This window comes from Dyella terrae (assembly GCF_004322705.1).
In the GTDB taxonomy this organism is placed as follows: Bacteria; Pseudomonadota; Gammaproteobacteria; order Xanthomonadales; family Rhodanobacteraceae; genus Dyella_D; species Dyella_D terrae.
Genome location: NZ_SIZZ01000001.1, coordinates 576,836 through 601,940 on the forward strand (window position 1 = coordinate 576,836; position 25,105 = coordinate 601,940).

Below are 25,105 nucleotides of genomic sequence, written 5' to 3' on the forward strand. Positions count from 1 at the left end.
TACGAAGGAGCAGTCATGGGCGACACCATTTTCGGCAAGATCATCCGCCGCGACATTCCGGCCGACATTGTTTATGAGGACGACAACGTCCTTGCTTTTCGCGACCTCAATCCGCAGGCGCCTGTGCATGTGCTCTTCATCCCGAAGCGCGCCATAGCCACGCTTGATGCGGCAACCGACGCCGATGCCGAGCTGCTGGGTAAGCTGATGCTCGCCGCTGCCGCTTATGCGCGCAGCGAGGGTCTGGCCGAGCAGGGGTATCGCGTGGTGATGAACTGCAATGAGCACGGTGGGCAGACGGTGTTCCATGTCCATCTGCATTTGCTGGCCGGCCGCCGGATGCAGTGGCCGCCGGGCTGAGGCGAACTGCCGATAGCTTGATAGGTCCTGCAAAAAAAAGGCGCTCCCGGAGGAGCGCCTTTTTTGTTCCATCAGCCATGCGGCCTGGGTGCGGGCGGCACCGGACGCGGCACGACGATCACGCGTGGCTGGTAGTAGTACGGGTAACCCCAGCCACCACCCCAATACGGACCCCAACCCGGGCCCCAGAAGGGATCGTAGTAACCCGGCGGGTACTGCACATACGTGCGCTCGGGCCACAGGTAGACCACGTCGGCCTCGATGCGCGGATAGGCGTAGTCGAAATCGCCAACCTTCTTCGACACCGTACCGTGCAGCGTGCCGGTTACGGTCACTTCGCGGCCGCGAGCGAACACTTCCGGGTCATAGAAACCGGCGCGGCAGGCGACGAAGCGCCCCTGGCCCTCGACGTCATGGCTGCTCTTGGGGCGCGCCTGGCTGTCGAGCGGGCGGGACAGCATGTAGAAGCAGGTTTCCTGCGGACCGGGTTCGGTCGAAATGATCTCGCCGCCCCACCGCACCTTCGAGCCGCCGGCGCCGCCTTGTTGCGCTGCTGAAGTGTCGATTTGGGTATAGGTGCCCTGCAACGGCTGGGGGATCGATGCACAGCCGGCCAGGGTGGCAATGGCTGCCGCCAGGCCCAGGGTCTTGTAAGTGGACATAACCGCTTTCTCCATCGTTGGGCGAGTGCCCTTGCACCCGCGGTTCCACTGCATTGGGCTCATTTGACCACGCGACGCGGTCGGAAATCCCGTACCGCACGGCATAGTCGTCGAACGGATTCAGCCGGGGGTGAATCATGGGCGTAACGCAGGTCGAGATAGTCCTTCATGAGTCGTTCCAGTGCATCCCGCTGGTGGGGCAATGCCCGCGCCGCTCGCAGCAGGTAATGCTGCGGGCCCTCGCTGGGACGCCTTTCGATGCCCACGCCTGCAAGTTTGTGCTCCAGTGACTGCATGGCGTTGCGCAAGGGATCGCCAGCGCCACGTTGCCACATCGCCCAGGCCAGTCCGATACCGGCAAACAGCACGCAGCTGATCGCCAGCAGCGTACCGAGCAGGGTGGTGTCGGCGTCGCGGATGCCGAAGGGTGTCAGCATGCCGCGCTGCCGGAGCGCGTCAAAGCCGATAACGCCCTCGCTCCACCAGCGGTTGACCACGTCAAAACGATCGAGCATGGCGTTCAGCCAACCGATACCGCCACCGTCCTGTCCACCCGCCGCCGACGCAGCGGCCGCACCCAGACTGATACGTTCAGGACGTACGGCCCCGGTTGGATCGAAACGCACCCAGCCTTTTCCGGTCAGCCAGACTTCAGCCCAGGCATGTGCATCGGACTGGCGGACCAGCAGGTACTCGCCGAGTTTGTTCCAGTAGCCGCCGAGGTATCCGGTGACGACGCGAGCCGGTACGCCCGCCGAGCGCATGAGCACGGTAAAGGCTGACGCGTAGTGCTCGCAGAATCCCTCATGAGTGTTGAAGAGAAAGTCATCGACCGAATGACGCCCCAGCGGGGCAGGGGCCAACGTGTAGCTGAAGCCGCCATCGTGGAAAAGCGTCATCGCGGCGCGAGCGATCGCTGCGTCGTCATTACCGTACTGCGCTCGCCATTGGGCACCGAGTGCCAGGGTGCGAGGGTTGAAGCCGGCTGGAAGCTGGAGTGTCTGGCGCCGGGTCAGGTCATCCAGATCCGGCTGCAGACGGTATTGCAGGGCCGACTGCATGGCGTAACTCAGCGCGTCGGTGACCGGCCGGTCGGCTACCAGCGCATGATCGCTTGCCATGCGCGTCCCCGCGGGCGCCTCCATGGGCACATCGAGCGCCGGCCAGACGCGCTGGTTGTTCGCCTCGAGCGAAACGCGGTAACGGATGGACTTGCTCACTTCCAGTGGCGAGGCCGTCCGTCCGGTGGTCAGCTGTGCCCAGCCTCTGCCATCGAAGTGGCCCATGACATAGGCGCGGAAGTAGCGCTGCGCCGGGTCGGGCAGGGGGCCGTCGAACGCAACGCGCATCGCCGGGTGGTCGTCGGTCAGCAGGTCGACCATGTCACCCGGCGCGAGCCGATCGCTCAGTCCGGTTCGCGCCTGCGCGCCGGGTGGCGCGCCCCAGATGGGCGAATCCAGACGCGGGACGAGAACGAAGGCGACGAGTGCAAGCGGGATGGCGGCGGCCAGCAGGCCAAGGCCGGGCCGCAGGTCGCCGAGGAAGCTCGATGCCATGCGTCCCGGTTGCAGCGCGCGCAATGCGGCCATCGCCGGCAGCAGTCCAAGCGCCACGCCTGTCGTCGCCACCATGCCCTGGCCGGCCAGCAGTGCCGCCATCAGGGTGAAGCAGGCAAAGGCGACGCAAACGCGCGCGTCGCGTGCCGAATCGGTTTCCAGCAGCTTGAGCACGAGCAGGCCCACTGCGAGGGCCGATCCCGGCTCACGGCCGAAAATATTGCCGTAGTAGAAGATCACCGCGACGGCCAGCAGGCCGACGAGCGGAAGCTTCAGGTAAACCGGCGCATTGCCCGGCTTGCGCCGCCGCTGCCACCACCGCACGCCAAGCACCACGACCAGCGAAGCTGTCAGCCACGCGGGCAGATAGGCGGCGTGCAATGCAATGACGACACCGATGGTCAGGCACAGCAGATCGAATGCACGCGCATCGATGGGCGGCCCAGGCTTGCGGCGGAGGAAGCCGATCATGGCAGTTTCGCCAGGGCGTTCATGCAGCGGGCGAAATGCGCCGGACCCACGCCGCGCTCGATCCGCTCCTCTGGCAACCAGAGGCTGGTGGCACGCCCGCTCGCTTCCGCTTCGGAGAGCCAACGCGCCAGCCGCGATATGCGTGCTTCCTGCCCAAGTTCGGGCAGCTGGCGCCAGTCGAGCTGCCAGTCCTCATGCGGCGCGGGTTGTTCGAAATCCTTCACCAGCAGTGACTCGTGCCGTGCACTGGCCTTCCAGGCGATGTGGCGCGGCGGGTCGCCGGCGCGGTAATCGCGCAAGGCGGCCAGGTCTTCGCCGCGATGCAGGCGCTGGCGCAGTGGGTCATCCGACAGGAACGTGGGCGGCGGGCCGCCCGATTCGGGGCGTGGCCACACCAGGACCTGCATGGACGGATGCAGCCAGCTCCATGCGCGGAACAGGCCAATGGGCCAGTGCGTCCAGACGCGGATGCGCGGTAAGGCCTGCCAGCCGCGGCGCCGCGTCGGCAGCGCAAGGCTCATCGTTGCAACATGAGGCGGAACGATCGACGTCGCCTCCGTCTGACCGTTGAGATCGACCATGACCGCTTGCCGCACGCGCGTCGCCGCATCGAGATGGATTTGCAGCATGACCGGCTCGCCGGCCATGGCATGGCCCGGTTGAATGGACGTCACCCGCAAGCCATCGAGATTGCGAAAAGCGATCAACATGCTCGCCACGCTGGCGCCGCCGAGCAAGCAGCTCAGCAACAGCGCCGCATTGTTGGCGTAGTTCAGTGCACCGATCAGCATGATGCCAAGCAGCACCGTGAACAGCAGGCCGAATGCGCTGGGCACGATATAGATGCGCCGCCGGTGCAGCGTGATCGGCAGGGCTTCGAGTTGCCGATAGCGCGTGAGCGCGGGCAGCCGGGCCTCGGCCCAGCCTAGCAGGCGTTGCACAGACTCAGACCACGCGGCCATCAACCCACCGCGACGTCGGCCAGCAGTTGTCGCGCGAGCGAATCGCCATCGCCTCCGCGAGCGGGCACGAGGCGGTGCCCGGCGAGACCGACGAACAGGGCCTGAATGTCCTCGGGCAGCACGTGCTGGCGCCCGCTGAGCATGGCCCATGCACGAGCCGCGCTGAGCAGGGCGAGCCCCGCACGCGGCGAAAGACCCACCCGGATATCCGGATGGCGGCGGCTCGCCTGCAGCAAGGCCTGCAGATAGTCGAGCAACGCGCCGCTGGTGGTGATGGCTTGCGATTGCCGGAGCAGGGCGGCAAGGGACGCGGCGTCGAGCTGCGGTTGCAGTTGCGCCAGCAGGTCGCGTCGATCGCTGCCGGTCAGCAGGGCGCGTTCCGCCGTCGGATCGGGATAGTCAAGCGACAGACGCAGCATGAAGCGATCGAGCTGCGAATCGGGCAGCGGAAAGGTGCCGGCCAGATCGAGCGGGTTCTGCGTGGCAACCACGAAGAAGGGCTGTGGCAAGGCATGCGTCTGGCCATCCACCGTTACCTGGCCCTCGGCCATGGCTTCGAGCAGCGCACTCTGGGTTTTGGGTGTCGCGCGGTTGATCTCGTCGGCTAGCAACAAACCCGTGAAAATGGGACCCGGATGGAAACGGAACTCGCCCGTTTCGCGTTCGTAGACACTCACACCGATAATGTCGGACGGCAGCAGGTCGCTGGTGAACTGCACGCGCTGGAAATCCAGGGCGAACGTAGCGGCCAGGGCGTGCGCCAGCGTGGTCTTGCCCACGCCGGGCACGTCTTCGAGCAACAGGTGGCCGCCCGCGATCAGGCAGGTGAAAGCGAGCTTGACCTGGCGGGGCTTGCCAAGCAGGACCTGGTTGACTTGCGCGATGGCGGCATCGAGCCGGGCACGTAGGGCATCATCGTGAAGCGCGGAAATCGCAGACATGAGAATCCGTTGGCGGATGAAGACAGAACAAGGCAGGACGCATGCGTAACCAAGCCAGTGTAGCCCCGGCTCTCGCACGCTGGCGAGATGCTTTCGTCATGGTTTTTGTCGTTCTCTTGCTGGCCCGGGTCGCCATCGCCGCGACCCTGTCGCCGTTCGGTGACGAGGCCTTCTACTGGCAGGAAAGCCGTCGCCTCGCGTGGGGCTACAGCGACCTGCCGCCGATGACAGCCTGGATGATTCATGTTGGCGAATGGGTAACCGGCCACGGCGTCTTCGGCATGCGTTGGCCGTTCCTCGTGATGGGTAGCGTGCTGCCTTGGCTCGTGGTCGCCTTTGCACGCGCTGCTTTTGACGAGAAGACAGGCTGGCAGGCGGGATTGCTTTGCCTGGCGCTGCCGCTGGCGGGCACCCTTGGCGTGCTTGCGCTGCCGGATGTTCCTTTGACGGTTGCCAGCATGCTTGCGCTGTGGGCGCTGCTGCGCGCCATGGACGACAACCGCATGCGGCATTGGTGCGTGCTTGGCGTTGCCCTGGCGCTGTGCTGGATGACCCACTACCGCGCGGCGATGCCGATGATCGCGGGACTTCTGCTGCTCGTGCTCACGCCACGTGGACGCATGCAATGGCGGCGTCCCGGACTTTGGTGCGCGATGGCTATCGCGGCGATGGGATTGGTCCCGCTGGCGGTATCCAACTACCAGCAACGTGGTGCTGGCATCGCCTTCCAGGTGCTCGAGCGCAATCCATGGGTCTTCAATGCCGAGTCGCTGATTCAGCCGGTGGAACAGGCCGTGGCGTGCTCGCCGCTGCTCTACGCCTTCTTGTTGTGGGCCGCCTGGTGCGCCTGGCGCAGGCGTGGCGAAGGTCGCCCATGGGACCTGATCGCCATCAGTTCGTTGTCCTTCATCGTGCTTTATTTCGTCCTGGGATTGTTCGCCGACGACCTGCGTTTTCGCGCCCACTGGCCCTTGCCGGGCTACCTGCCGTTGCTGGCTGCTTTACCGGTGCTGCTGCGTGAGCGCGTGGCCGGCGCATGGTGGCGCCGACTGGCAGTGGCGGCTTTTGCGCTGGCCGGGGCCTGTGTCGTGGCGGGCGGGGTCTGGCTGGGCCTGGCCGCTTCTCCGCGCGGAGCGTCGACGCTTGCCGATCTCAAGGCGTTTCCCGCGCGGTTCGTGGGGTGGCGCGAAAGCGGTGCGCTGGCCGATCAGCTCCTGCGTCAGAAGCCCACCCTCCTTGTCGCCGACAATTTCATGCTGGCCGCGGAACTGGATTTCCAGCTGGACGGACGCGTGCCGGTGTATGCGCTGGACAGCGCGCTGAACACCAAACACGGTCGTTCGCCGCAGCTGGCGGTGTGGCGGCTCGATGAGGCATCGCTGCGTGCGACGCACGCGGGGCAGCCCATGCTGCTGGCCATCGACGAAACGGCCTTGCGCATCCGCGAACGCTCGGCGTGGCTGGGACAACTCTGCAACCACATCGTCGATCCGCAGCCCGTGCAACGGCTCGATCTTTTCGAAGGTCGACGGCGTATTTCGTTTTATCGCGGCACCGTGCCATCCGGCGACATGACACCCGCCATCGCGCCGGAGTCATGTCCCATCTGGCACCGGTCCGTGGACGCCTATTCCCGCTGAGGTACTTGCGACGTGTTCGGTGCGCGACACATCACGGGCAGATAACGATCCGGCACGTTTGCGCTGCAAGCCCAGGCCTTGTCGTGACCAGGCTTGTCCGAAACCGGCATTTCCAGCCAGATCTGCTTGCCGTGCAAGGCCTGCTGGTTAGGCAGGTTCAGGGTGATTTCCACGGCGCATGGCTCGCCACCATCACCCATGCTTCCGGTGCTGATGGAGGCGACGTTGTCGCGTGCGTACGCGGTAGCGGCGGCAATGCCGCTTTCACCATTGGCAGGGCAACGGTGTTCGGCTTTGTACGCCTTGGCCACCAGGGCCTTCACCGGCTCGGCCGCCGCCATGGCGCGCACCACGTTCGAGCGCACGACGTAGTCCTGATACGCAGGAACCGCAATCGCCGCGAGAAGTGCCAGCGGAAAAACGGAGCAACCAAGAATCGCCAGGATGATCAGCAGCGCCGAGGTGTGATGCTTCTGTCGCTCCGGCTCATCGGTGTAAGCAAAACGATCGACGACAAGCGTTCCGGCAACCACGTCGTGCAACGCCTGCTTGCGCCCGGTGAAGGCGGCCATCAGGAAACCCACCATGAGGGTGAGATACGAAAGCGTGGAGGCAAACCAGCGTCCGGCGGCCTGGGCGAAGCCGAGGCGCTTGCCTTCGTAGTTGACGACCTTGATGCCGAGTGCGCGTTTGCCCAGCGTAGCCTGGTGGACGGAACTTTCCTGGAGCGCGAAATAGAGCAGCGACAACAGGAGAACGAGGGCGTTGATCGCCAGCGTGACGTTGGTGCCCGGTTTCATCCCGCCACCGGCAATGATGACAATCAGGCTCAGGATGAAAGCGATGACGAAAGTCGCCACGCAAAGTATCACCCAGTCCAGCAGCATGGCGGCGGCACGGCGTGCAAAGCCGGCGTAGACGATGTTTTCAGAAGGGTGCTGGATATCCCGGACGGGTGCGGCGAACGTTGGCGGCGCAGGTGGCGATGGCGGCGCGGGAGGAAAGGCGTCCTCGAACTCGCTCATCAGACTGCTTAGCGGTTGCCACTGCGCCATGCCGTCGCGCCATACCAGGCTGCTGCCGATCACGGCTTCTTCAGCAATCGCGTCGGACAGGACGGCACGCGTAACGGGCCCGCGCTGCTTACCCTGCCGGTCGACGTAGTACCAGACGTCCTTATGCATTCGATTGTCCCCCTGTGTCCCGCCAACGATAGGCGAACGGACCCGGCGCTGTCACTGGGTCAGGGGAGCCGGGCGCCAGCCTGTCGAAGGAGTCGGGCCAGGGCGATCAGGGGGAGGCCGATGAGGGCGGTGGGATCCTCGTTCTCAATGCGTTCGAACAATGTGATGCCCAGGCCTTCGCACTTGAAGCTGCCGGCGCAGTCGAGTGGCTGTTCCCGTTCGATATAGCGTTGGATCTCGGCATCCGTCAGATGACGGAATTGCACCCGGGTATGATCCAGATGGGTGTGTTGCTCGCCGTTGCGCGTGTCGAGGAGGCACATGGCCGTGTGGAAACGCACGACCTTGCCGCTGCTCGCTGACAACTGCTCGAAAGCGCGCTCGGCGTTGCCGGGCTTGTCGAGCATGTGTCCATCCCGTTCGGCGACTTGATCGGAGCCGATGACCAGGGCGTCGTGCAGGCCGTCCGCCGCGGACACTGCCTTGGCGATGGCCAGTCGCAGGGCGCGGCCATCGGGTGTTTCGCCCGGCAGCGGCGTTTCGTCCGTGCCCGGCGCCCGCTGCTCGAAGGTGCTCCAGATACGGCGCAGCAATTCGGCGCGATAGCGCGAGGTAGATCCCAGGACGAGGCGAACGGACATTACGGGCCCCGCTGGATGTGCTCGCGCATCGCGTCGTCCAGGGCGTGCTGGGCCTGGCTGAGTGCCTGGAGCAGGGGTGCGAGCTGCGCGCGCATCTCGGTCATGGCTGAGACGGCATCATCCAACTGGGCCTGGCTGGCACCGGCGGCCTTGTCGCGTATCCAGATACGTTGCTGGAGTAACGAGCGCAGGCCGGCATCCACCGCATGATGGGCTTCCTGCTCGCTGGCGGCGGGAAGGTCCGGATTGAGCGACATCACGGCGTGGGCCTGCTGCAGGCCGGATCGACAGCTCTTGAGATCGCCTTCCAGGCGGTCGGCCAGTTCGATCAGCGTGTGCATGCTCGCCGTGCGACGATAGGTGCGGCGGCGGTAGAGCCACGCGCCCGCCACGGCGCCCGCCAGGATGGCCAACACAACGGTCGGAACGAGCGTCTGATAGATGTTCACAGCGTGGAAATCAGCTCGTGGGCAGTGGAGGGCGCAGTCTGCCCCATAGCCGGCATTCAGGCAAAATGGCGGGTGCCGGGGTGGGGCGTCGTGGTTTCGGCCACGACATGGTTGACTTCAACTCACTGTAAACCTAAGATTTCGCGATTATGTCCGTGACACTGCCAGAGTCCGTGGACGCTTGGCGCATGGTCTCGGCGCGGCGTTCGTTTGAGGGAGCCTTGCCCATTGCCGCCTTGGAGCGCCTTGGTGGAGCCCTTGCGAACACTGACGGCGAGGCCCGTTACGAGCTGGATTTCGGCCGTGACGAGTTCGGCACGGCATACCTCGACGTTCGCGTCCAGGCCCCGCTTTCGCTGATTTGCCAACGTACCCTGGAGCCTTTCGTGCTTCCGGTGACGGTGGACAGCCGACTCGGCCTGATCAAGCACGAACGCGAGGAATCGGCCCTGCCGCCGGGTAGCGAGCCCCTGCTCATCGCAGACGATGGCAAGCTCAGCCTCGCGGACGTGATCGAAGATGAATTGCTGTTGGTGCTGCCGCTGGTTCCGGTCAATCCGGACAGCACGTTGCCCGACCAAGTAGTGGCATCGCCCCCGGGGGAGTCATCTGGTGGCGAGGTTCGTTCCGATAACCCGTTCGCGATTCTGCGCGAACTCAAGAAATAATCGCTTAGCTGGAGAGTCACCATGGCCGTTGCCAAGAGCCGCAAAACCCCGTCCACCCGCGGCATGCGTCGTTCGCACGATGCTCTGAAGACCGTGCAGCTGGCCACCGATCCGACCAGCGGCGAAGTGCATCTGCGCCACCACGTCACCAAGGATGGCTACTACCGCGGCAAGAAGGTCATCGACACCAACAACTCGGTGGTCGAAGAGGACTGAGCTTCCCGCTTAGGGAATACGGTTCCGCATGGCGGCGCGTTATCGCGCCGCTTTGCGTTTCAGCGCTCACGAACGTAACTTTGCGGGTCTTGGTGTCGGTTCCGTCCGTGGACGGTGCCGCGTGCATGCAACCCGCGTGCGTTCACTGATGGATAGTCCATGGCCCCGATCTACGCCCGCATCATCGGTACCGGCAGCGCGCTGCCCGACCGCGTCCTGACCAACGCTGACCTGGAGAAGTTCGTCGATACCAGCGACGAGTGGATCCAGACCCGCACCGGCATCCGCCAGCGCCACGTTGCCCCCGAAGGGCAGACCACCGGCGACCTCTCCTTCATGGCCGCCCAGCGCGCCCTCGAGGCGGCTGGCGTCAAGGCCAGCGAACTCGATCTGATCGTGCTGGGCACCACCACGCCGGACATCATTTTTCCGTCCACCGCCTGCCTGGTGCAGCACCGCCTGGGTGCCAACGGCTGCGCAGCGTTTGACGTCAATGCCGCCTGCTCGGGCTTCGTCTACGCCCTGGGCGTGGCCGACAAGTTCATCCGCAGCGGTCAGTCCAAGAAGGTGCTGGTCATCGGTGCCGAAACGCTGACCCGCATGCTGGACTGGAGCGAGCGCGAAACCTGCGTGCTGTTCGGCGATGGCGCTGGCGCCGTCGTGCTGGAAGCCTCCAGTGAGCCTGGCATCTACGCCACCTGCCTGCATGCCGACGGTGGCTTCAAGGACCTGCTGTACAACCCCGTGGGCGTTTCTGTCGGCTTCACCGACGAGCCCAATCACGGCGTGCGCGTGAAGATGTCTGGCCGCGAAGTGTTCAAGGTCGCCGTCAAGACGCTCGATTCGCTGGTGGAAGAAACCCTTTCGGCAGCTGGCATGGATGCGTCCCAGCTCGACTGGCTGATCCCGCACCAGGCCAACCTGCGCATCATCGAAGCGACGGCCAAGCGCCTGAACATGCCGATGGAACAGGTGATCGTCACCGTCGACCAGCACGCCAACACCTCCGCCGGTTCGGTCCCGCTCGCCCTTGACTACGCGGTGCGTTCGGGCAAGGTGAAGCGCGGGCAGAATCTGCTGCTCGAGGCGTTTGGTGGTGGCTTTACGTGGGCGTCGGCGTTGCTGCGTTACTAAGTGGTGGAGGCGGCGGCTGCGCCGCCTGTGAACGGTAAACAGTGAAGAGGGAAGAGCCGGCATGTCCGGCTTTTTTCTTGTCCGTGTGGACATGAAGGCGATAGGCGTAGCCCGTTTCTCCGTTCCCCGTTCCTCGGTTACAGCGCCACAGGCGCGACCAAACCTGGGCGTCGGCGCTTTTGCGTTACTAATTGGTGAAGGCGTCGGCTGCGCCGCCTGTGAACGGTAAACAGTTAAGAGGGAAAAGCCGGCATGTCCGGCTTTTTTCTTACCCCGCCCAGCGTGCTTTGGTGGCGGAGGCCCTCTGCTTTTTCTGTTCACCGTTCACCGTTTACAGCGCCAAAGGCGCGACCAAACAGCTCGCAATGCGAGCAAATTCACGACCAAACAGCTGCGTACGGTCGCAGTTACTGGCACCATTCGCGTTTTCGCCAATCCATTGACGCCCTCCATGACCCAGAACGTCGCCTCGCTCGCCTTTGTTTTTCCCGGCCAGGGATCCCAGTCCGTGGGGATGCTGGCGGAGCTGGCAGAGGCCCATGGCGAAGTGAAGGCAGCGTTTGACGAGGCATCGCAAGGTGCTGGCATCGATCTGTGGGCGCTGAGCCAGCAGGGTCCCAAGGAAGAGCTCGATCGCACCGAAAACACGCAGCCCGCTCTGTTGGCCGCCAGCGTGGCCAACTGGCGTGTGTGGGAGAAGCTCGGCGGCGCCCGTCCGGCGCAGCTGGCCGGCCACAGCCTGGGCGAGTACAGCGCGCTGGTATGCGCGGGTGCGATTTCGTTGCATGACGCCGCCGCACTGGTGGCGGAGCGCGGTCGCCTGATGCAGGCGGCAGTGCCTGCCGGTACCGGTGCCATGGCGGCCATCCTGGGTGGCGACGATGCGCAGATTGCCGCCGTGTGCGAGGAAGTCGCGCAGGGCCAGGTCGTCTCTCCCGCCAACTTCAATTCGCCGGGCCAGCTGGTGATTGCCGGTAATGCCGAAGCCGTCGATCGCGCGCTGGCGCGTCTGGCTGAGCTTGGCGTCAAGAAGGCCATCAAGCTGGCGGTGTCCGTGCCGTCGCATTGCGGACTGATGCGCGATGCCGCCGACAAGCTTGGTGATCGCATGGCCGCGCTTTCGTGGCAACTGCCGTCGATTCCGGTGATCCAGAACGCCGAAGCGCGTAGCTACGCGTCCATTGATGACATCCGGGGCGCGCTCCAGCGCCAGCTCTATCTGCCCGTGCGCTGGACCGAATGCGTGCAGGCCCTCGTTGCCGGCGGCGCCACCCGTGTGGCCGAATGCGGTCCGGGCAAGGTGCTGGCTGGCCTGATCAAGCGTATCGACAAGAGCGTGGACGCCCGCGCCATCGGTACGCCGGCTGAGCTTGAATCCGCTCGTTCCGAGTGGGTCTGACCGGTCCTTTTTCCAATTTCAGCTTCAGGAATCGATATCCATGAGTCTTCCGCTGCAAGGTGAAATCGCTCTTGTCACTGGCGCCAGTCGCGGCATTGGCGCCGCGATCGCCGACGAACTCGCCGCCCAGGGCGCGACCGTCATTGGCACCGCGACGAGTGAATCCGGCGCTGCTGCCATCGGCGAGCGTCTCGCTCCCCACGGCGGTCATGGTCGCGTGCTCAATGTCACCGATCCGGGTGCCGTCGACGGTCTGATCGAAGGCATCGCCAAGGAGTTCGGCGCGGTGTCGATCCTGGTCAACAATGCCGGCATCACGCGTGACCAGCTGTTGATGCGCATGCGCGACGAGGACTGGCAGGCGATTATCGACACCAACCTGACGTCGGTTTATCGCACGTCCAAGGCTGTCATGCGCGGCATGATGAAGGCGCGCAAGGGCCGCATCATCTCCATCGCATCGGTCATTGGCCTGACCGGCAATCCGGGCCAGGCGAACTATGCGGCGGCCAAGGCCGGCATCATCGCGTTCTCCAAGTCGCTGGCGCGCGAGATCGGCAGCCGTGGCATCACGGTCAACGTGGTGGCGCCCGGTTTCATCGATACCGACATGACGCGTGCCCTGCCGGAAGAATCCAAGCAGGCGCTGATGGGCCAGATCGCCCTTGGCCGCCTCGGCGAGGCGCAGGACATCGCCAAGGCGGTGTCCTTCCTGGCCTCGCCGTCCGCCGCGTACATCACCGGTGAGACGCTGCACGTCAATGGCGGCATGTACATGCCGTGACGCCGCCGCGTCCATGCGGGCGCGTAGCGTTTGAAACATCGGGCTTCACCCGATGCCGCGGTGGTGCCGGCGCGGGCCGGTTCCCCGGGTTCAGGCTGAATTTGCCGCTGGACTTGAGGTGATCTTTACGATCCAAGCTCATGCGCCACAAGGTTTTTTCAGCCGGGCGAATCGCCATGCCTCGGGCAGGGCGGAGCGCCGGCGAAGCCGTCAGGCTTTTTTTCACTGGTTGTCGCCAGCAGCAAAAAATTAGGCGACAATTAGCCTTTCGCGCCGGTCCCCAGGGCCTGCGCTTTACCAACGTTGGCGGACCATGGCGGCCTCAGGGCTAAGCCACTACAATCCGCCAGCATTTTGTCCTTGGGAGGTATTGGCAACATGAGCACCATCGAAGAGCGCGTCAAGAAAATCGTCATCGAGCAGCTGGGCGTGAAGGAGGATGAAGTCACGGCGAACGCTTCGTTCGTGGACGATCTGGGCGCGGATTCGCTGGACACCGTCGAGCTGGTCATGGCTCTTGAAGAAGAGTTCGAGACCGAGATCCCGGACGAAGAAGCGGAAAAGATCACCACGGTGCAGCAGGCTGTCGATTACATCAAGGCCCACACCAAGGAGTGATCGTATTCGTAGCGGCCTGGCGCGCCATGCGCTGCCCGGTTCGTCAACGATGCGATATCGAAAGCTGCGCCACTCTGGCGCAGTTTTCGTTTCTGCATTTTGCAACGTCCGATCCCGTATGGTGCGCCGGATGCACGCCATGTGGGCAGGACGACGTCGCCGCGTAACGCGGGACGCTGCCCGAGCGGCAGAACAACGGAACCACGAAGGAAGATTCGCATGAGCAAACGACGTGTGGTTGTAACCGGACTTGGCATTATTTCGCCGGTCGGCAACGATATCGCCACCGCCTGGGACAATATCCTCAAGGGCGTCAGCGGTATCGGCGAGGTTACCCATTTCGACGCGACGGGCTATGCCACGCGCATTGCCGGCCAGGTACGCGATTTCGATCCGGCGCAATGGATTGCTCCGAAAGACATCAAGAAGATGGATCCCTTCATCCACTACGGCATCGCGGCCGGCACGCAAGCGCTGCGCGATTCCGGGCTGGAAGTGACCGAAGCCAATGCCCCGCGCATCGGCGTGGCTGTCGCTGCCGGTATCGGCGGCCTGCACACCATCGAACACACCTCGATCGAACTGCATGAGAAGGGCCCGCGTCGCGTGTCGCCGTTCTTCGTGCCCAGCTCGATCATCAACATGGTTTCCGGTCACCTGTCGATCATGTACGGCCTCAAGGGCCCGAACATCGCCTGCGTCACCGCCTGCACCACGGCTACGCACAACATCGGCCTGGCCGCGCGCATGATCCAGTACGGCGATGCCGACGCGATGATCGCCGGCGGCGCCGAGTTCGCCACCACCGGTACGGCGATGGCGGGCTTCTGCTCGGCCAAGGCCATGTCCACCCGCAACGACGAGCCGACCAAGGCGAGCCGTCCGTGGGACAAGGACCGCGACGGCTTCGTGCTGTCCGACGGTGCTGGCGTGCTGATGCTTGAAGAGTACGAACACGCCAAGGCGCGCGGCGCCAGGATCTACGCGGAGCTTGTTGGCTTCGGCATGAGTGGCGACGCTTACCACATTACCGCCCCGAGCGAAGGCGGTGAGGGTGCGGCGCGCTGCATGGAAAACGCATTGCGCGATGGCGGTATCAACCCGACCGACGTGCAGTACGTCAACGCACATGGCACGTCCACGCCGCTGGGTGACCTGGGTGAGGTGATGGCCGCCAAGCGCGTCTTCGGCGACCACGCTTACAAGCTGGCAATGAGCTCGACCAAGTCGGTCACTGGCCACCTGCTGGGTGCCGCTGGCGGTGTCGAAGCGATCTTCTCGATCCTCGCGCTGCGTGACCAGGTCCTGCCGCCGACCATCAATCTGGACAACCCGAGCGAGGGTTGTGACCTCGACTTCGTCCCGCACGCCGCGCGTGACGCCAAGCTCGACGTGGTGATCTCCAATTCCTTCGGCTTTGGTGGCACCAACGGTACGCTCGCTTTCCGTCGCGCCTGAGCGGCGGATGGGTATCGTCATTCGACGTCTGAGCGGCCGGCGCGATCTCCTCGCGCCGGCCGCTGCATTTCCGGAGCGCTATCCTTGCCTGCTGGAAAGCGTGGTTCGGGGGACGCCGCAAGCGCGCTTCGATCTTCTTTTCGCGTTTCCGCAGTCGGGTCTTTGGCTGCAGGCCGACGGACGCCTGATCGACGATCAGGGGGCGGAGCATGGCCCTTCTTTCATCGAGGCGCTGGATCGCCTGTGGCAGGCCGAGCGCACCACGCACGTACACGATGACGCGCTGCCGTTCCATGGCGGATGGGTGTTGCTGCTGAGCTACGAGCTCGCCGGCGAGATCGAATCACGCCTTCGCCTGCGTGCACCCGATGCCATTCCCGTGGCGATGGCGCTGCGTTGCCCGGCGGCCATCATCATCGACCACGAACGCAACGAAACCGTGCTTGTCGCCGAGCCGGGCCAGGAGCATCTGCTGGATCAGATGGTCCGGGATCTCGACGTGCCGGCAGAGGTCGATGAGCTGCCAGCGCCGCGCGCCATCGTCGAAGACGAACCGGGCCAGTTTATCGATGGCGTGGCACGCATTCACGAACACCTGCACGCCGGAGACATCTTCCAGGTGAATCTCTCGCGTGCATGGCACGCCGATTTCGCCGAGGCACCGGCCGCCGCGTCGCTGTATGCCGCCTTGCGCAAGGCCAATCCCGCGCCCTTCGCCGGCATGTTGCAACAGCCGGATTGGGCCGTAGTCAGCTCGTCGCCGGAGCGCCTGGTGGAAGTGCGTGGCGGCATCGCGCAAACGCGACCGATCGCCGGCACGCGCCCGCGCGTTGCATCCGACGATGAGTTGGCGCGCATCCGAGAGCTGCAGACGCATCCGAAGGAACGCGCCGAACATGTCATGCTGATCGACCTGGAGCGCAACGACCTGGGACGCGTGTGCGTGCCGGGCACGGTGCAGGTCGATGAGCTGATGGTGATCGAAAGCTATGCGCACGTGCATCACATCGTCTCCAACGTCCGCGGCAAGTTGCGCGCAGGCGTCACGCCGGGGCAGGTGATTGCCGCGACGTTCCCTGGTGGCACCATTACCGGGTGCCCGAAGGTGCGTTGCATGGAGATCATTGCGGCGCTGGAAGACGCGCCGCGGGGTGCCTATACCGGTGCGTTGGGTTATCTCGACCGCTCCGGCGATCTGGATCTGAACATCCTCATCCGCACCTTGACGCAGTCGGGCACGAAGGTCAGTTTTCGCGCCGGCGCCGGCATCGTGGCCGATTCCGTTGCGGAGAAAGAGCTCGATGAAACGCGGGCGAAGGCGCGCGGCCTGCTGCGGGCGTTCGGGATGCGGGACTGATGGCCCCTCGCGTGCTGGTGAACGGGCAGGCGGACACCCGGGTGTCCGCGCTCGATCGCGGGCTCAGCTACGGCGACGGTCTGTTTGAAACGATTCGCTTCATGGAGGGGCGGGCGCCGCTGTGGTCCCGCCACATGGCGCGTCTTCTGCTTGGTTGCGAGCGACTCGCCCTGACGAAGCCCGACCCAGAAATCCTTCTGCAGGAAGCCTTGCAGGTCTGCGGTGGCATGCCGGACGCCGTCGTGCGAATCACCTTGACGCGTGGCGTCGGTGAACGCGGTTACGCCTTTGCGCCCAATGCCAGCTTGACCCGCATCGTCGCCGGGTTTGCGGCGCCAAAGCTGTCTGCGGAAACCTGGCGCGACGGCGTGCGTCTGCATGTTTGCCAGACACGGTGGTCGGAACAGCCCCTCCTTGCCGGCATCAAACATCTCAACCGCCTGGAACAGGTGCTTGCACGCCATGAATGGACCGATGCCGGCCTCGCCGATGGCGTCATGATGGATGCGCAGGATCGGGTGGTTTCGACAGTCATGGCGAATCTGTTTGTGATGCTGGACGGCGCCCTGGTGACGCCATCGATCGAGCGCTGCGGCGTCGCCGGTGTGGCGCGGGCTGAAGTACTTTCTGTGCGCCCGGATGCGCGCGAGGCCGAACTGCCGTTCATGGCGCTCGCACGGGCCAGTGAGGTGTTCCTCAGCTCCAGCGTCCGGGGCATCGTGCCTGTTCAGGCCGTGGGCAATACCGTGTATGTTCCCGGGCCGGTCACCCGCGCATTGCAGGCGCATTGGCGCGGGTTGGGATATTCGACGGAGCACGCATGAGTCCACGCAAGAAGCATGGCCGCGCCTTTGGGCGTGGCTTGTCGGTCCTCATCCTGCTGGCCCTGGCGGCCATGGTGGCCTACGGCTGGTGGGACTTTTCGCGTTTCAGCCGCACGCCGCTGCACGTAACGCAGGTCGGCCAGAGCATCGACGTGGGCAAGGGCAGCAGCCTGCGCGACGTGGTCGGGCAACTTCGCGAGCAAGGCCTCGACGCGCATCACCCGCTGTACTGGCGTGCCCTGGCCGAGCAGATGCGCGTCGCGGGCAAACTGCATGCGGGCGAATACGCCATCGTCGCGGGGATGACGCCGCGTGACATGCTCAACAACATGGCGGCAGGCAAGGTTCTGCAGCGCAACTTCACCATCGTCGATGGCTGGAGCTTCCGCGATGTGCGCCAGGCGCTGGCGCGCGCGGACAAGCTCAAACAAGACGTCGCTGGACTCGACGATGCGGCCATCATGGCGAAGCTTGGTGCCCCGGGTGAAACGCCCGAAGGACGCTTTCTTCCGGAGACCTACGCCTACGTGAAGGGCGACAGCGATCTTGACGTGCTGCGTCGTGCGTACGCGGCCATGAGCAAGACCGTCGACGTGTTGTGGGCACAGCGCGACAAGGACCTTCCGCTGGCCACGCCCTACGACGCGCTCATCCTGGCGTCCATCGTAGAGAAGGAAACGGGGCGCGCCGACGAGCGGCCGCGCATCGCCGGTGTCTTCATTCGTCGGCTGCAGCTGCATATGCTGCTGCAGACCGACCCGACGGTGATCTACGGCATGGGCGAAAGCTACGCCGGCAATATCCGTCGCGCCGACCTCACCACCGACACGCCTTACAACACCTATACGCGCGCCGGCCTGCCGCCGACGCCCATTGCCATGCCTGGCCGCCCGGCCATCGAGGCCGCGCTGCACCCGGCTCAGGGCAAGGAGCTGTATTTTGTCGCCCGGGGCGACGGCAGCCATGTGTTCTCCAGTACGCTGGACGAACACAATCGCAACGTCGCCTGTTATCAGTTGAAGCGGTGCCCATGACCCAGAAGCGCGGAAAATTCATCAGCCTGGAAGGCGGCGAAGGTGCCGGCAAAAGCACCTTGCTCAATGGGCTGCGCGCGTTTCTCGAAGGGCAGGGCATTGACTTGCAGCTGACGCGTGAACCGGGTGGTACGCCGCTGGGCGAGGCGGCGCGCGCCATCGTGCTTGATCCGGCGCTGAAGAACATGTCGGCCGAGGCCGAGTTGCTTCTGATGTTCGCCTCTCGCGCGCAGCTGGTGCGCGAAGTGATCGAGCCCGCGCTTGCCGCGGGGCGATGGGTGCTCTGCGATCGCTTTACCGATGCCAGCTACGCTTACCAGGGTGGCGGCCGCGGGCAGCCTGTCGAACGTATCGAGCAACTGGAGCAGTGGGCGACCGACGGTCTCAGGCCAGACCTGACCTTGCTGCTGGATTTGCCCGTGGCGACGGGCCGTGCGCGTGCCGCCGGTCGTGGCGACGCCGATCGCATCGAAGTCGAGGCCGATGGGTTCTTCGAGCGCGTGCGCGGCACGTATCGGGCGCGCGCTGCCGCCGATGCCGCGCGCTTTCGTGTGATCGATGCCAGCCTGACGCCGGAGCAGGTGCTCCAGCAGGCTATCGATGGCACTGTGCATTTGCTGGAGGATCATGCGTGAGCGTTGCTCCGTGGCATGAAGAGCACTGGATGCGCCTGCAGTCCCGGCGCGAGCGTGGTGCGCTCCCGCACGCACTGTTGCTTTGCGGGCCTGAGGGCCTCGGCAAGCGGGACTTCATGCAGCGTTTCGTGCGCGGTCTGCTTTGCGAGCGTCCGCAACAGGGCGACGCTTGCGGCCAGTGCCGCAGCTGCTTGCTTTACGCGGCGGGCACGCACCCTGACGTGGTGAACATTACGTTCGGCGTTCGCAAGGATGGCGTGCAGCGAGGTGAGATCGTCGTCGACCAGATCCGCGATCTCTCGTCGCGCCTGTCGATGGCCAGTCAGTTCGGAGGGTGGCAGATCGCCATCATCGATCCGGCCGACGCCATGAATGCAGCGTCCGCCAACGCCTTGCTCAAAACGCTGGAAGAGCCGTCACCTAACACCATGCTGATCCTTCTGGCCGATGCGCCCTGGCGCTTGCCGCAGACGATCCGCAGTCGTACCCAGCGCATCGAGTTCCATCTGCCGGCGCATGAGCAGGCACTGGCCTGGCTTCAGTCGGAAGGCGTGAAGGACCCCGGGGCGGCGCTTGAAGCGGCAGGCGGAAATCCGGGCCTGGCGCGCAACTGGTCCAGGGAAGGTGCGCTCGCCCGCCGCCAGGAAGTACGCAAGGACCTGGCTGCGCTGGCGGGTGGTCGCGGGGAAACGATGGAAGTGGTGCGCCGCTGGCTGGATGACGAGCCCGCTCAGCGCTTGTGGTTTGCCGCACAGGCGGTAGCTGACGAATCGCGACTTCGTGCGTCGGCCGGAAGCGGTCCCTTGTCCAGCAATTTGCACACCGAGGCGCTCGGCGACTGGTACCTGGCCGCCAATCGCACGCGCGATGCTTTGCGGGGGCCGCTGCGTGGCGACTTGCTGTTGCTCGAGTTGCTCGCCAGCTGGCGCTGAGCTGAATCGCCTCTGCGTTCGAGGCCAGCGGAAAGCCACGGGACAGTGGAGATTTCTAGCCTGCGGCGATGCGCTCGCTTGCCGCCTCGCTTCGCCTCCCATGGTTGCCCGTCTTCGGGCTCGTGCTGCTGGCCGCGATGCGCTGGTGGTGGCTCGACGCCTATCCGCTGAATTCCGACGAAGCCCAGCATGCCCACGTGGCGTGGTCGTGGACGCAGGGCTGGACGATTTATCGCGATACCTTCGATAACCACGGGCCACTTTTCAGTTGGCTGAACTCGTGGCTCATGCGTCTGATCGGCGAGCGTGAGGACGTCCTGTACTGGCTGCGTCTGGCGATGCAGCTCTGGTATGCCTTGGCATTGTGGGCTGTGTGGCGCATGGGGCGTCGCATGTTCGGACCCGGCCTGGCCTGGGCCGGCATGTTTCTGGCGGCGGTCGAGCTGCGCTTCTTCCTCATCAGCGGCCAGTTCCGAACCGACGACATGTGGGCTGCGGCGTGGTTGTGCGCACTGGCGGCGGTGGTGGGCGCGCCTTCGCGAGCCTGGCGGTGGTTCTTGTTCGGATGCGGCGCGGGCGTGGCCATCGCCGTGTCGCAGAAGACGGTGGTCTTGCTTGCCACGTCCGCGGTAAGTGCACTGCTGGTTTGCCTTGCCGTCAGGCCCTCCACGGTGAGGTTCCGGGCGCGTCATGCCGCAGCGGCGCTCCTTGGATTCATGATCGTTCCCGGAGCGTTCGTCCTTTGGCTCGGCTGGCACGGGTTGCTGGGCAATGCCTGGTATGCCCTGGTGACCTACAACGTCGGCGGCGTCAGCAAGACGGATGCGCTGGCCAAGCTGCTGCTGGCGCTGATGATCTACGCCGGGCTGACGCTTGCGGTGATGCGCTACTTGCGCGCGGATGCCGCGCCAGGATTCGATGGACCCGCCTTCCTTTTCCTTCAGTCGAGTGGATATCTGCTGCTTGTCTGGTTCGTCTGGCCGCTGGTGACGGCGCAGGACTTCCTGCCGGCGATACCCCCGCTGATGCTGGTCCTGTGTGCAGCCTTTGCGCAGGTCCCCTGGCTCGATGGGCATCCTGCACGTCGCCGCTTCGTGGCAGTGACGGCGGTTCTGGTCGAGTGCGCGTTCCTGTTCGCGTTACAGCCGCCGTGGCACGACCGCATGGCCCCGCAACGCGAGGCATTGCGAACGGTGCTCCGCTACACTGATAAGGGGGATACGGTCATGGATCCGAAGGGCGATGCCATCTTTCGGCGTCGTGCCCACTTTTCGATCATCGAAAGTCTGGCCATGGTCCGCATGCGCGAAGGGCTGCTGCACGACAGCGTGGCCGGCGACATGGTTCGCGAGGGCAGCATGCTGGTTTTCAACCTGCGCCTGCCGCCCGCGAGCGAAGCCTTCGTGTGGAAGAACTTCTTGCCCGTCGAGGGCGATATCTGGATGGCGGGGCAGTGCGTGGGGCAGGGAATGGATCGGAACATTGTCGTGGGCATGCCTGGGGATTACACCCTGGTTGATGCGTCCGGTTCGGTACCGGCGTCCATGGACGGGCTTCCCCTGTCCGACCACTGGAAGCTGGCGGCGGGTCGCCATCAGCTTCGTGTCGAGGTGACCCGTCCGCTGGCTCTGGTCTGGACACGGGCCTGGCAACGGGGATGGCGTCCGGTGAGTCTGGCACCTGCCGATGCCGGGCATCCGGCCGCGGTGGTCGTATGCCATTGACCTTCGGTTCGCATACGCGCCTGCTCGTTGTGGCGCCTCATCCTGATGACGAAACCATCTCGGCCGGCGAGCTGATCCAGCACGTCCAGCAGGCGGGCGGTGAAGTAGAGATTCTTTTGCTGACCGATGGCGACAACAATCCCTGGCCGCAGCGTTGGGTTGAGCGTCGCCTTTGGGTTGGCCCGGCAGAACGGGAGCGATGGGGGCGGCGTCGGCGGCTCGAGGTCGGGCAGGCGCTCAAGACCCTTGGCGTGCGTCCGGAGGCCCTGCATCCACTAGGGTTGCCTGACATGGGCCTCACCGCGTGGCTGCGGTTTCACCTTGACGCCCTGCTCGAGCACGTCGCCGGGCGCCTGAGCACGTTCCAGCCCACCCACGTGGCCATGCCTTCGCTGGGTGATCGCCATCCGGACCATGGCGCTGCCCATGTCCTCATGCGCCTGGCACTTGCGCACTGGACTGATAGCATCCCGGCGGTCCTGACCTACCTCGTGCATGGCCGCGACCCCCGAGAGGGCGAGGTGGTCGTCTTGACCCCGGGCCTGCGCATGCACGGGGTGAAACTGGCCGCCATGGAGGCCTACGCCAGCCAGATGGCGCTCAGTGGCGAACGGATGCGTGCACTGGCGGACCGCCCGGAGCAGTTCCGGAAAATTCGAGCGCTGCGTCGGGAGGCGAGGGTCCTGCCCTGGCAGCTGGCGACGATTCGCCAGCCGTGGCTGACCCTGACGGTTGTCGATGCCGGCGGCGCACGGAGCTTTCGCGGCTCGGCCGCCCCCGTTACGGCGTCCCCGGGCGGCGGGGTCGTTCTCGACCTGGCGCCACCGCCCCCCGGATCGCCACGCTTTGCCAAGCTGCACATGGACCTTCGGTCGCCCTGGATCTTCGACCGCTGGGGTTGGTCCGAAATCTGACGGTCGGTAGGAATTGCCTGGCCCGGTTCCCGGTCATCGCCGGAGCGGCCGGGAGATATCTGCGCCATGTCACGCGGTGGCTTCTGCCGCTTTACGCCTTTGCCTAGGCCTAGTTAGGATGCGTCCCATAGGGCCGCTCGCAGGTCCGCAGGAGCAGGCATGAACCCGGCCATCCCCGCCCGCCAGGGCATTATTTCGTTGAAGATCAAGGACACGCCCGCGCTTTACAACGCGTACATGCCCTTCCTGAAGCATGGTGGTCTGTTTGCTCCGACGGCGCAGAGCTATGCCCTGGGCGACGAAGTGGTGCTGCTGGTCAACCTGGCCGACGAGGGCGAGCGCCTTTCGGTGGCCGGCAAAGTGGTCTGGGTAACCCCGGTGGGGGCTCAGGGAAACCGTACAGCCGGCATCGGCGTGCAGTTCAACGATTCGTCCGATGGCGAAGTCGCGCGTGCCCGCATTGAGAACATTCTCGCCGGCATGGCCGGTTCGGAGCGTCCGACCCACACGATGTGAGGGCGGCCTGCGGTCCCGAGCGGTGACCGCGATCACGGTTCGATACCCCTGTTGACGTCCCCTTGCCACGCCCTGCGCGAAAAGGTCGGGCGGCGTGCCACTGAGCGGGCTCGGGCACGCCTCGCGGCCATGGGCTTTGATTCTGCAATATCAATGCCGCAGCCCTGCAAAATAGCCGTCAAGGCTTGTTGTTGTTAAGCGCACTGATACAATGTCGCGATTGCCGTGCACGAAGCGCGGAAAGTCGGACGTTCGTGGCGACAAAACGCATGCGATCGTGGCGGGTGCCCATGGCCTGATGGCCTGCCGATCCTAGTTGCCGGACCGTTTCCCCGAACGGTCACTGATGCGCCTCGACGGCGCGGAGGTACGAAACACCGTGCTTGCCGAATATTGGCCCATCTTGCTGTTCATCGGCGTCGCCACCGGTCTCGGTGTGGTGCTGTTGATCATCGGTCTTCTTGCCGGCCCCCGCCGTCCCGAATCGGAAAAGCTCTCGCCGTACGAGTGCGGTTTCGAGGCGTTCGAGGACGCGCGCATGCGCTTCGACGTGCGCTATTACCTGCTGGCCATTCTTTTCATCATCTTCGATCTGGAAATCGCCTTTCTTTTCCCGTGGGCGGTTGTTTTCGACAAGATCGGCATCATCGCGCTGATTGAAATGGCGCTGTTCCTGCTGCTCTTGGTGATCGGTTTTGCCTACGTGTGGAAGAAGGGAGCGCTGGAATGGGAGTGATCTCCTCACTTGACCGGGTGATGCACAACCCGCAGCCGTTGAACCTGGTTGACGACATCCTTCGTCCGGCTGGCGACAACCCCGTCATCCAGCGCGGTTTCGTGACCACCAGCGTCGACGCCCTGATGAACTGGGCGCGTACTGGTTCGATGTGGCCGATGACCTTCGGTCTCGCTTGCTGCGCCGTGGAAATGATGCACGCTGGCGCCGCGCGTCTGGATCTTGACCGTTATGGCGTGATCTTCCGCCCGAGCCCGCGTCAGTCTGACGTGATGATCGTGGCCGGCACCCTGGTCAACAAGATGGCCCCGGCGCTGCGCAAGGTCTACGACCAGATGCCGGATCCGAAGTGGGTCATCTCCATGGGTAGCTGCGCCAATGGCGGCGGCTATTACCACTACTCGTACTCCGTGGTGCGCGGCTGCGACCGCATCGTGCCGGTGGATATCTACGTGCCGGGCTGCCCGCCGACGGCTGAAGCGTTGATCCACGGCATCCTGCAGTTGCAGAAGAAGATCCGCCGCACCAGCACCATTGCGCGTTCCTGAAGGCGTCGCTCATGACCGATACGCAATCGAACTCGCTGGCCGGGCGCCTCACCGCGCGATTCGGCGACACGCTCAAGCTCTCCATTGTTCGCAATGAAATCACCGCCGAGCTGGCGGCTGCCGATCTGATCGCTGTCGCTACCGCGCTGCGTGACGAGGCGCCGTTCCGTTTTGGCGTCTTCATCGACATCTGCGGCGTCGACTACCTCGGCTACGGCCAGACCGAATGGGATACCGAGTCCGTATCCGGTACCGGCTTCTCACGCGGTGTGGAAGGCGAGGCCATGGGGCGTTTCACCTGGGCCAATCGCCCGCGTGACGTCGACCAGCCGCGCCGCTTTGCTTCCGTGGTCCACCTGCTGTCGCTCGAGAACAACCAGCGCATTCGCCTGCGCGTGTTCTGCGAAGACGACTCGCTGCCGGTGGTGCCCTCGCTGACGGGCGTGTGGGCTGGCGCCAACTGGTTCGAGCGTGAAGCGTTCGACCTGTACGGCATCATCTACGAGGGCCATCCGGACCTGCGCCGCCTGCTGACCGATTACGGTTTCGTCGGCCATCCGTTCCGCAAGGACTTCCCGCTGATCGGCAACGTCGAAGTGCGCTACGACCCCGAGCAGAAGCGCGTGGTGTACGAACCCGTGTCGATCGAGCCGCGCGTGCTGGTGCCGCGCGTCATCCGTGACGACGCCGACCTGCTGCAGGCGAAGGCCGAAGCGGCCGATAACTGGCGGAACAACTGATC

Annotated in this window: 27 protein-coding genes; 20 read left to right on the top strand and 7 right to left on the bottom strand. The window is 64.7% G+C overall.

What is annotated here, in order from left to right; all coding sequences use genetic code 11:
• Window positions 1–15: 15 nt before the first annotated feature.
• Window positions 16–360: a histidine triad nucleotide-binding protein gene (locus EYV96_RS02800; RefSeq protein WP_131149984.1), complete on the top strand. Its 345-nt coding sequence runs from the start codon at window positions 16–18 to the stop codon at window positions 358–360.
• A gap of 71 nt (window positions 361–431) precedes the next feature.
• Here EYV96_RS02800 and EYV96_RS02805 read toward each other — a convergent pair whose 3' ends face one another.
• The 4 genes from EYV96_RS02805 to EYV96_RS02820 are packed head-to-tail and all read right to left on the bottom strand — an operon-like array spanning window position 432 to window position 4,952.
• Complete coding sequence (locus tag EYV96_RS02805) at window positions 432–1,022, bottom strand: Slp family lipoprotein (protein WP_131149985.1); 591 nt, start codon at window positions 1,020–1,022, stop codon at window positions 432–434.
• A 59-nt stretch (window positions 1,023–1,081) separates the two neighbouring features.
• Entirely contained in the window at window positions 1,082–3,049 is a 1,968-nt protein-coding gene (locus EYV96_RS02810; protein ID WP_131149986.1) for a transglutaminase TgpA family protein, read from the bottom strand.
• A complete protein-coding gene (locus EYV96_RS02815; RefSeq protein ID WP_131149987.1) occupies window positions 3,046–4,011 on the bottom strand; it encodes a DUF58 domain-containing protein in 966 nt (321 codons plus the stop codon). Before EYV96_RS02815 ends, EYV96_RS02810 begins: the two co-directional genes overlap by 4 nt.
• The gene (locus EYV96_RS02820; RefSeq protein ID WP_131149988.1) at window positions 4,011–4,952 is read right to left on the bottom strand and encodes an AAA family ATPase; all 942 of its coding nucleotides are present in this window, start codon (window positions 4,950–4,952) and stop codon (window positions 4,011–4,013) included. The genes EYV96_RS02815 and EYV96_RS02820 overlap by 1 nt, the downstream gene beginning before the upstream one ends.
• A 98-nt stretch (window positions 4,953–5,050) precedes the next feature.
• Here EYV96_RS02820 and EYV96_RS02825 point away from each other — a divergent pair, with 98 nt between their 5' ends.
• Window positions 5,051–6,592 (top strand): ArnT family glycosyltransferase, encoded by a 1,542-nt coding sequence (locus EYV96_RS02825; protein ID WP_240732325.1) that lies wholly within the window; start codon window positions 5,051–5,053, stop codon window positions 6,590–6,592.
• Here the strand turns inward: EYV96_RS02825 and EYV96_RS19015 are convergent.
• Genes EYV96_RS19015 through EYV96_RS02840 form a run of 3 tightly spaced genes read right to left on the bottom strand, consistent with a single transcriptional unit; the run spans window position 6,580 to window position 8,866 of the window.
• On the bottom strand, window positions 6,580–7,776 hold the full coding sequence (locus EYV96_RS19015; RefSeq protein WP_131149990.1) for an RDD family protein: 1,197 nt from the start codon (window positions 7,774–7,776) through the stop codon (window positions 6,580–6,582). The two genes, EYV96_RS02825 and EYV96_RS19015, sit on opposite strands and share 13 nt — an antisense overlap.
• A 59-nt stretch (window positions 7,777–7,835) precedes the next feature.
• Window positions 7,836–8,417, bottom strand: coding sequence for a Maf family protein (locus EYV96_RS02835; protein WP_131149991.1), 582 nt, complete (start codon window positions 8,415–8,417; stop codon window positions 7,836–7,838).
• Window positions 8,417–8,866, bottom strand: coding sequence for an RND family efflux transporter (locus EYV96_RS02840; RefSeq protein ID WP_131149992.1), 450 nt, complete (start codon window positions 8,864–8,866; stop codon window positions 8,417–8,419). Before EYV96_RS02840 ends, EYV96_RS02835 begins: the two co-directional genes overlap by 1 nt.
• Window positions 8,867–9,054: 188 nt before the next feature.
• On the opposite strand from EYV96_RS02840, the gene EYV96_RS02845 reads away from it, so the two are divergent.
• The 18 genes from EYV96_RS02845 (at window position 9,055) to EYV96_RS02930 (ending at window position 25,103) form a co-directional block, all read left to right on the top strand.
• On the top strand, window positions 9,055–9,534 hold the full coding sequence (locus tag EYV96_RS02845) for a YceD family protein (protein ID WP_131151468.1): 480 nt from the start codon (window positions 9,055–9,057) through the stop codon (window positions 9,532–9,534).
• 21 nt (window positions 9,535–9,555) lie between these two features.
• Window positions 9,556–9,750 carry a 50S ribosomal protein L32 gene (gene rpmF / locus EYV96_RS02850; protein WP_131149993.1) on the top strand — a complete coding sequence of 65 codons (195 nt, stop codon included), beginning with the start codon at window positions 9,556–9,558 and terminating at the stop codon, window positions 9,748–9,750.
• 159 nt (window positions 9,751–9,909) lie between these two features.
• Window positions 9,910–10,884: a beta-ketoacyl-ACP synthase III gene (locus EYV96_RS02855; RefSeq protein WP_131149994.1), complete on the top strand. Its 975-nt coding sequence runs from the start codon at window positions 9,910–9,912 to the stop codon at window positions 10,882–10,884.
• 451 nt (window positions 10,885–11,335) lie between these two features.
• Entirely contained in the window at window positions 11,336–12,283 is a 948-nt protein-coding gene (gene fabD, locus EYV96_RS02860; protein ID WP_131149995.1) for an ACP S-malonyltransferase, read from the top strand.
• Between the two features lie 40 nt (window positions 12,284–12,323).
• Window positions 12,324–13,067: a 3-oxoacyl-ACP reductase FabG gene (fabG, locus tag EYV96_RS02865; RefSeq protein WP_131149996.1), complete on the top strand. Its 744-nt coding sequence runs from the start codon at window positions 12,324–12,326 to the stop codon at window positions 13,065–13,067.
• 378 nt (window positions 13,068–13,445) lie between these two features.
• A complete protein-coding gene (gene acpP / locus EYV96_RS02870; RefSeq protein ID WP_114823364.1) occupies window positions 13,446–13,685 on the top strand; it encodes an acyl carrier protein in 240 nt (79 codons plus the stop codon).
• 219 nt (window positions 13,686–13,904) lie between these two features.
• Window positions 13,905–15,143: a beta-ketoacyl-ACP synthase II gene (fabF, locus tag EYV96_RS02875; protein ID WP_131149997.1), complete on the top strand. Its 1,239-nt coding sequence runs from the start codon at window positions 13,905–13,907 to the stop codon at window positions 15,141–15,143.
• A 7-nt stretch (window positions 15,144–15,150) separates the two neighbouring features.
• A complete protein-coding gene (locus tag EYV96_RS02880) occupies window positions 15,151–16,500 on the top strand; it encodes an aminodeoxychorismate synthase component I (RefSeq protein WP_131149998.1) in 1,350 nt (449 codons plus the stop codon).
• Window positions 16,500–17,324: an aminodeoxychorismate lyase gene (gene pabC / locus EYV96_RS02885; protein WP_131149999.1), complete on the top strand. Its 825-nt coding sequence runs from the start codon at window positions 16,500–16,502 to the stop codon at window positions 17,322–17,324. Before EYV96_RS02880 ends, pabC begins: the two co-directional genes overlap by 1 nt.
• Window positions 17,321–18,358, top strand: a complete 1,038-nt coding sequence (mltG, locus tag EYV96_RS02890; protein ID WP_131150000.1) for an endolytic transglycosylase MltG — start codon at window positions 17,321–17,323, stop codon at window positions 18,356–18,358. Before pabC ends, mltG begins: the two co-directional genes overlap by 4 nt.
• The gene (gene tmk / locus EYV96_RS02895; RefSeq protein WP_131150001.1) at window positions 18,355–18,993 is read left to right on the top strand and encodes a dTMP kinase; all 639 of its coding nucleotides are present in this window, start codon (window positions 18,355–18,357) and stop codon (window positions 18,991–18,993) included. Before mltG ends, tmk begins: the two co-directional genes overlap by 4 nt.
• Window positions 18,990–19,925, top strand: coding sequence for a DNA polymerase III subunit delta' (gene holB / locus EYV96_RS02900; protein WP_131150002.1), 936 nt, complete (start codon window positions 18,990–18,992; stop codon window positions 19,923–19,925). Before tmk ends, holB begins: the two co-directional genes overlap by 4 nt.
• A gap of 68 nt (window positions 19,926–19,993) precedes the next feature.
• On the top strand, window positions 19,994–21,649 hold the full coding sequence (locus EYV96_RS02905; RefSeq protein WP_131150003.1) for an ArnT family glycosyltransferase: 1,656 nt from the start codon (window positions 19,994–19,996) through the stop codon (window positions 21,647–21,649).
• Entirely contained in the window at window positions 21,640–22,563 is a 924-nt protein-coding gene (locus EYV96_RS02910; RefSeq protein WP_165488565.1) for a PIG-L deacetylase family protein, read from the top strand. The genes EYV96_RS02905 and EYV96_RS02910 overlap by 10 nt, the downstream gene beginning before the upstream one ends.
• Window positions 22,564–22,722: 159 nt before the next feature.
• Window positions 22,723–23,079, top strand: coding sequence for a PilZ domain-containing protein (locus tag EYV96_RS02915; protein ID WP_131150005.1), 357 nt, complete (start codon window positions 22,723–22,725; stop codon window positions 23,077–23,079).
• A 379-nt stretch (window positions 23,080–23,458) separates the two neighbouring features.
• Window positions 23,459–23,815: an NADH-quinone oxidoreductase subunit A gene (locus tag EYV96_RS02920; protein ID WP_131151469.1), complete on the top strand. Its 357-nt coding sequence runs from the start codon at window positions 23,459–23,461 to the stop codon at window positions 23,813–23,815.
• Window positions 23,806–24,363: a NuoB/complex I 20 kDa subunit family protein gene (locus tag EYV96_RS02925; RefSeq protein ID WP_131150006.1), complete on the top strand. Its 558-nt coding sequence runs from the start codon at window positions 23,806–23,808 to the stop codon at window positions 24,361–24,363. The genes EYV96_RS02920 and EYV96_RS02925 overlap by 10 nt, the downstream gene beginning before the upstream one ends.
• 11 nt (window positions 24,364–24,374) lie before the next feature.
• Complete coding sequence (locus EYV96_RS02930; RefSeq protein WP_131150007.1) at window positions 24,375–25,103, top strand: NADH-quinone oxidoreductase subunit C; 729 nt, start codon at window positions 24,375–24,377, stop codon at window positions 25,101–25,103.
• The last annotated feature ends 2 nt before the right edge of the window (window positions 25,104–25,105 follow it).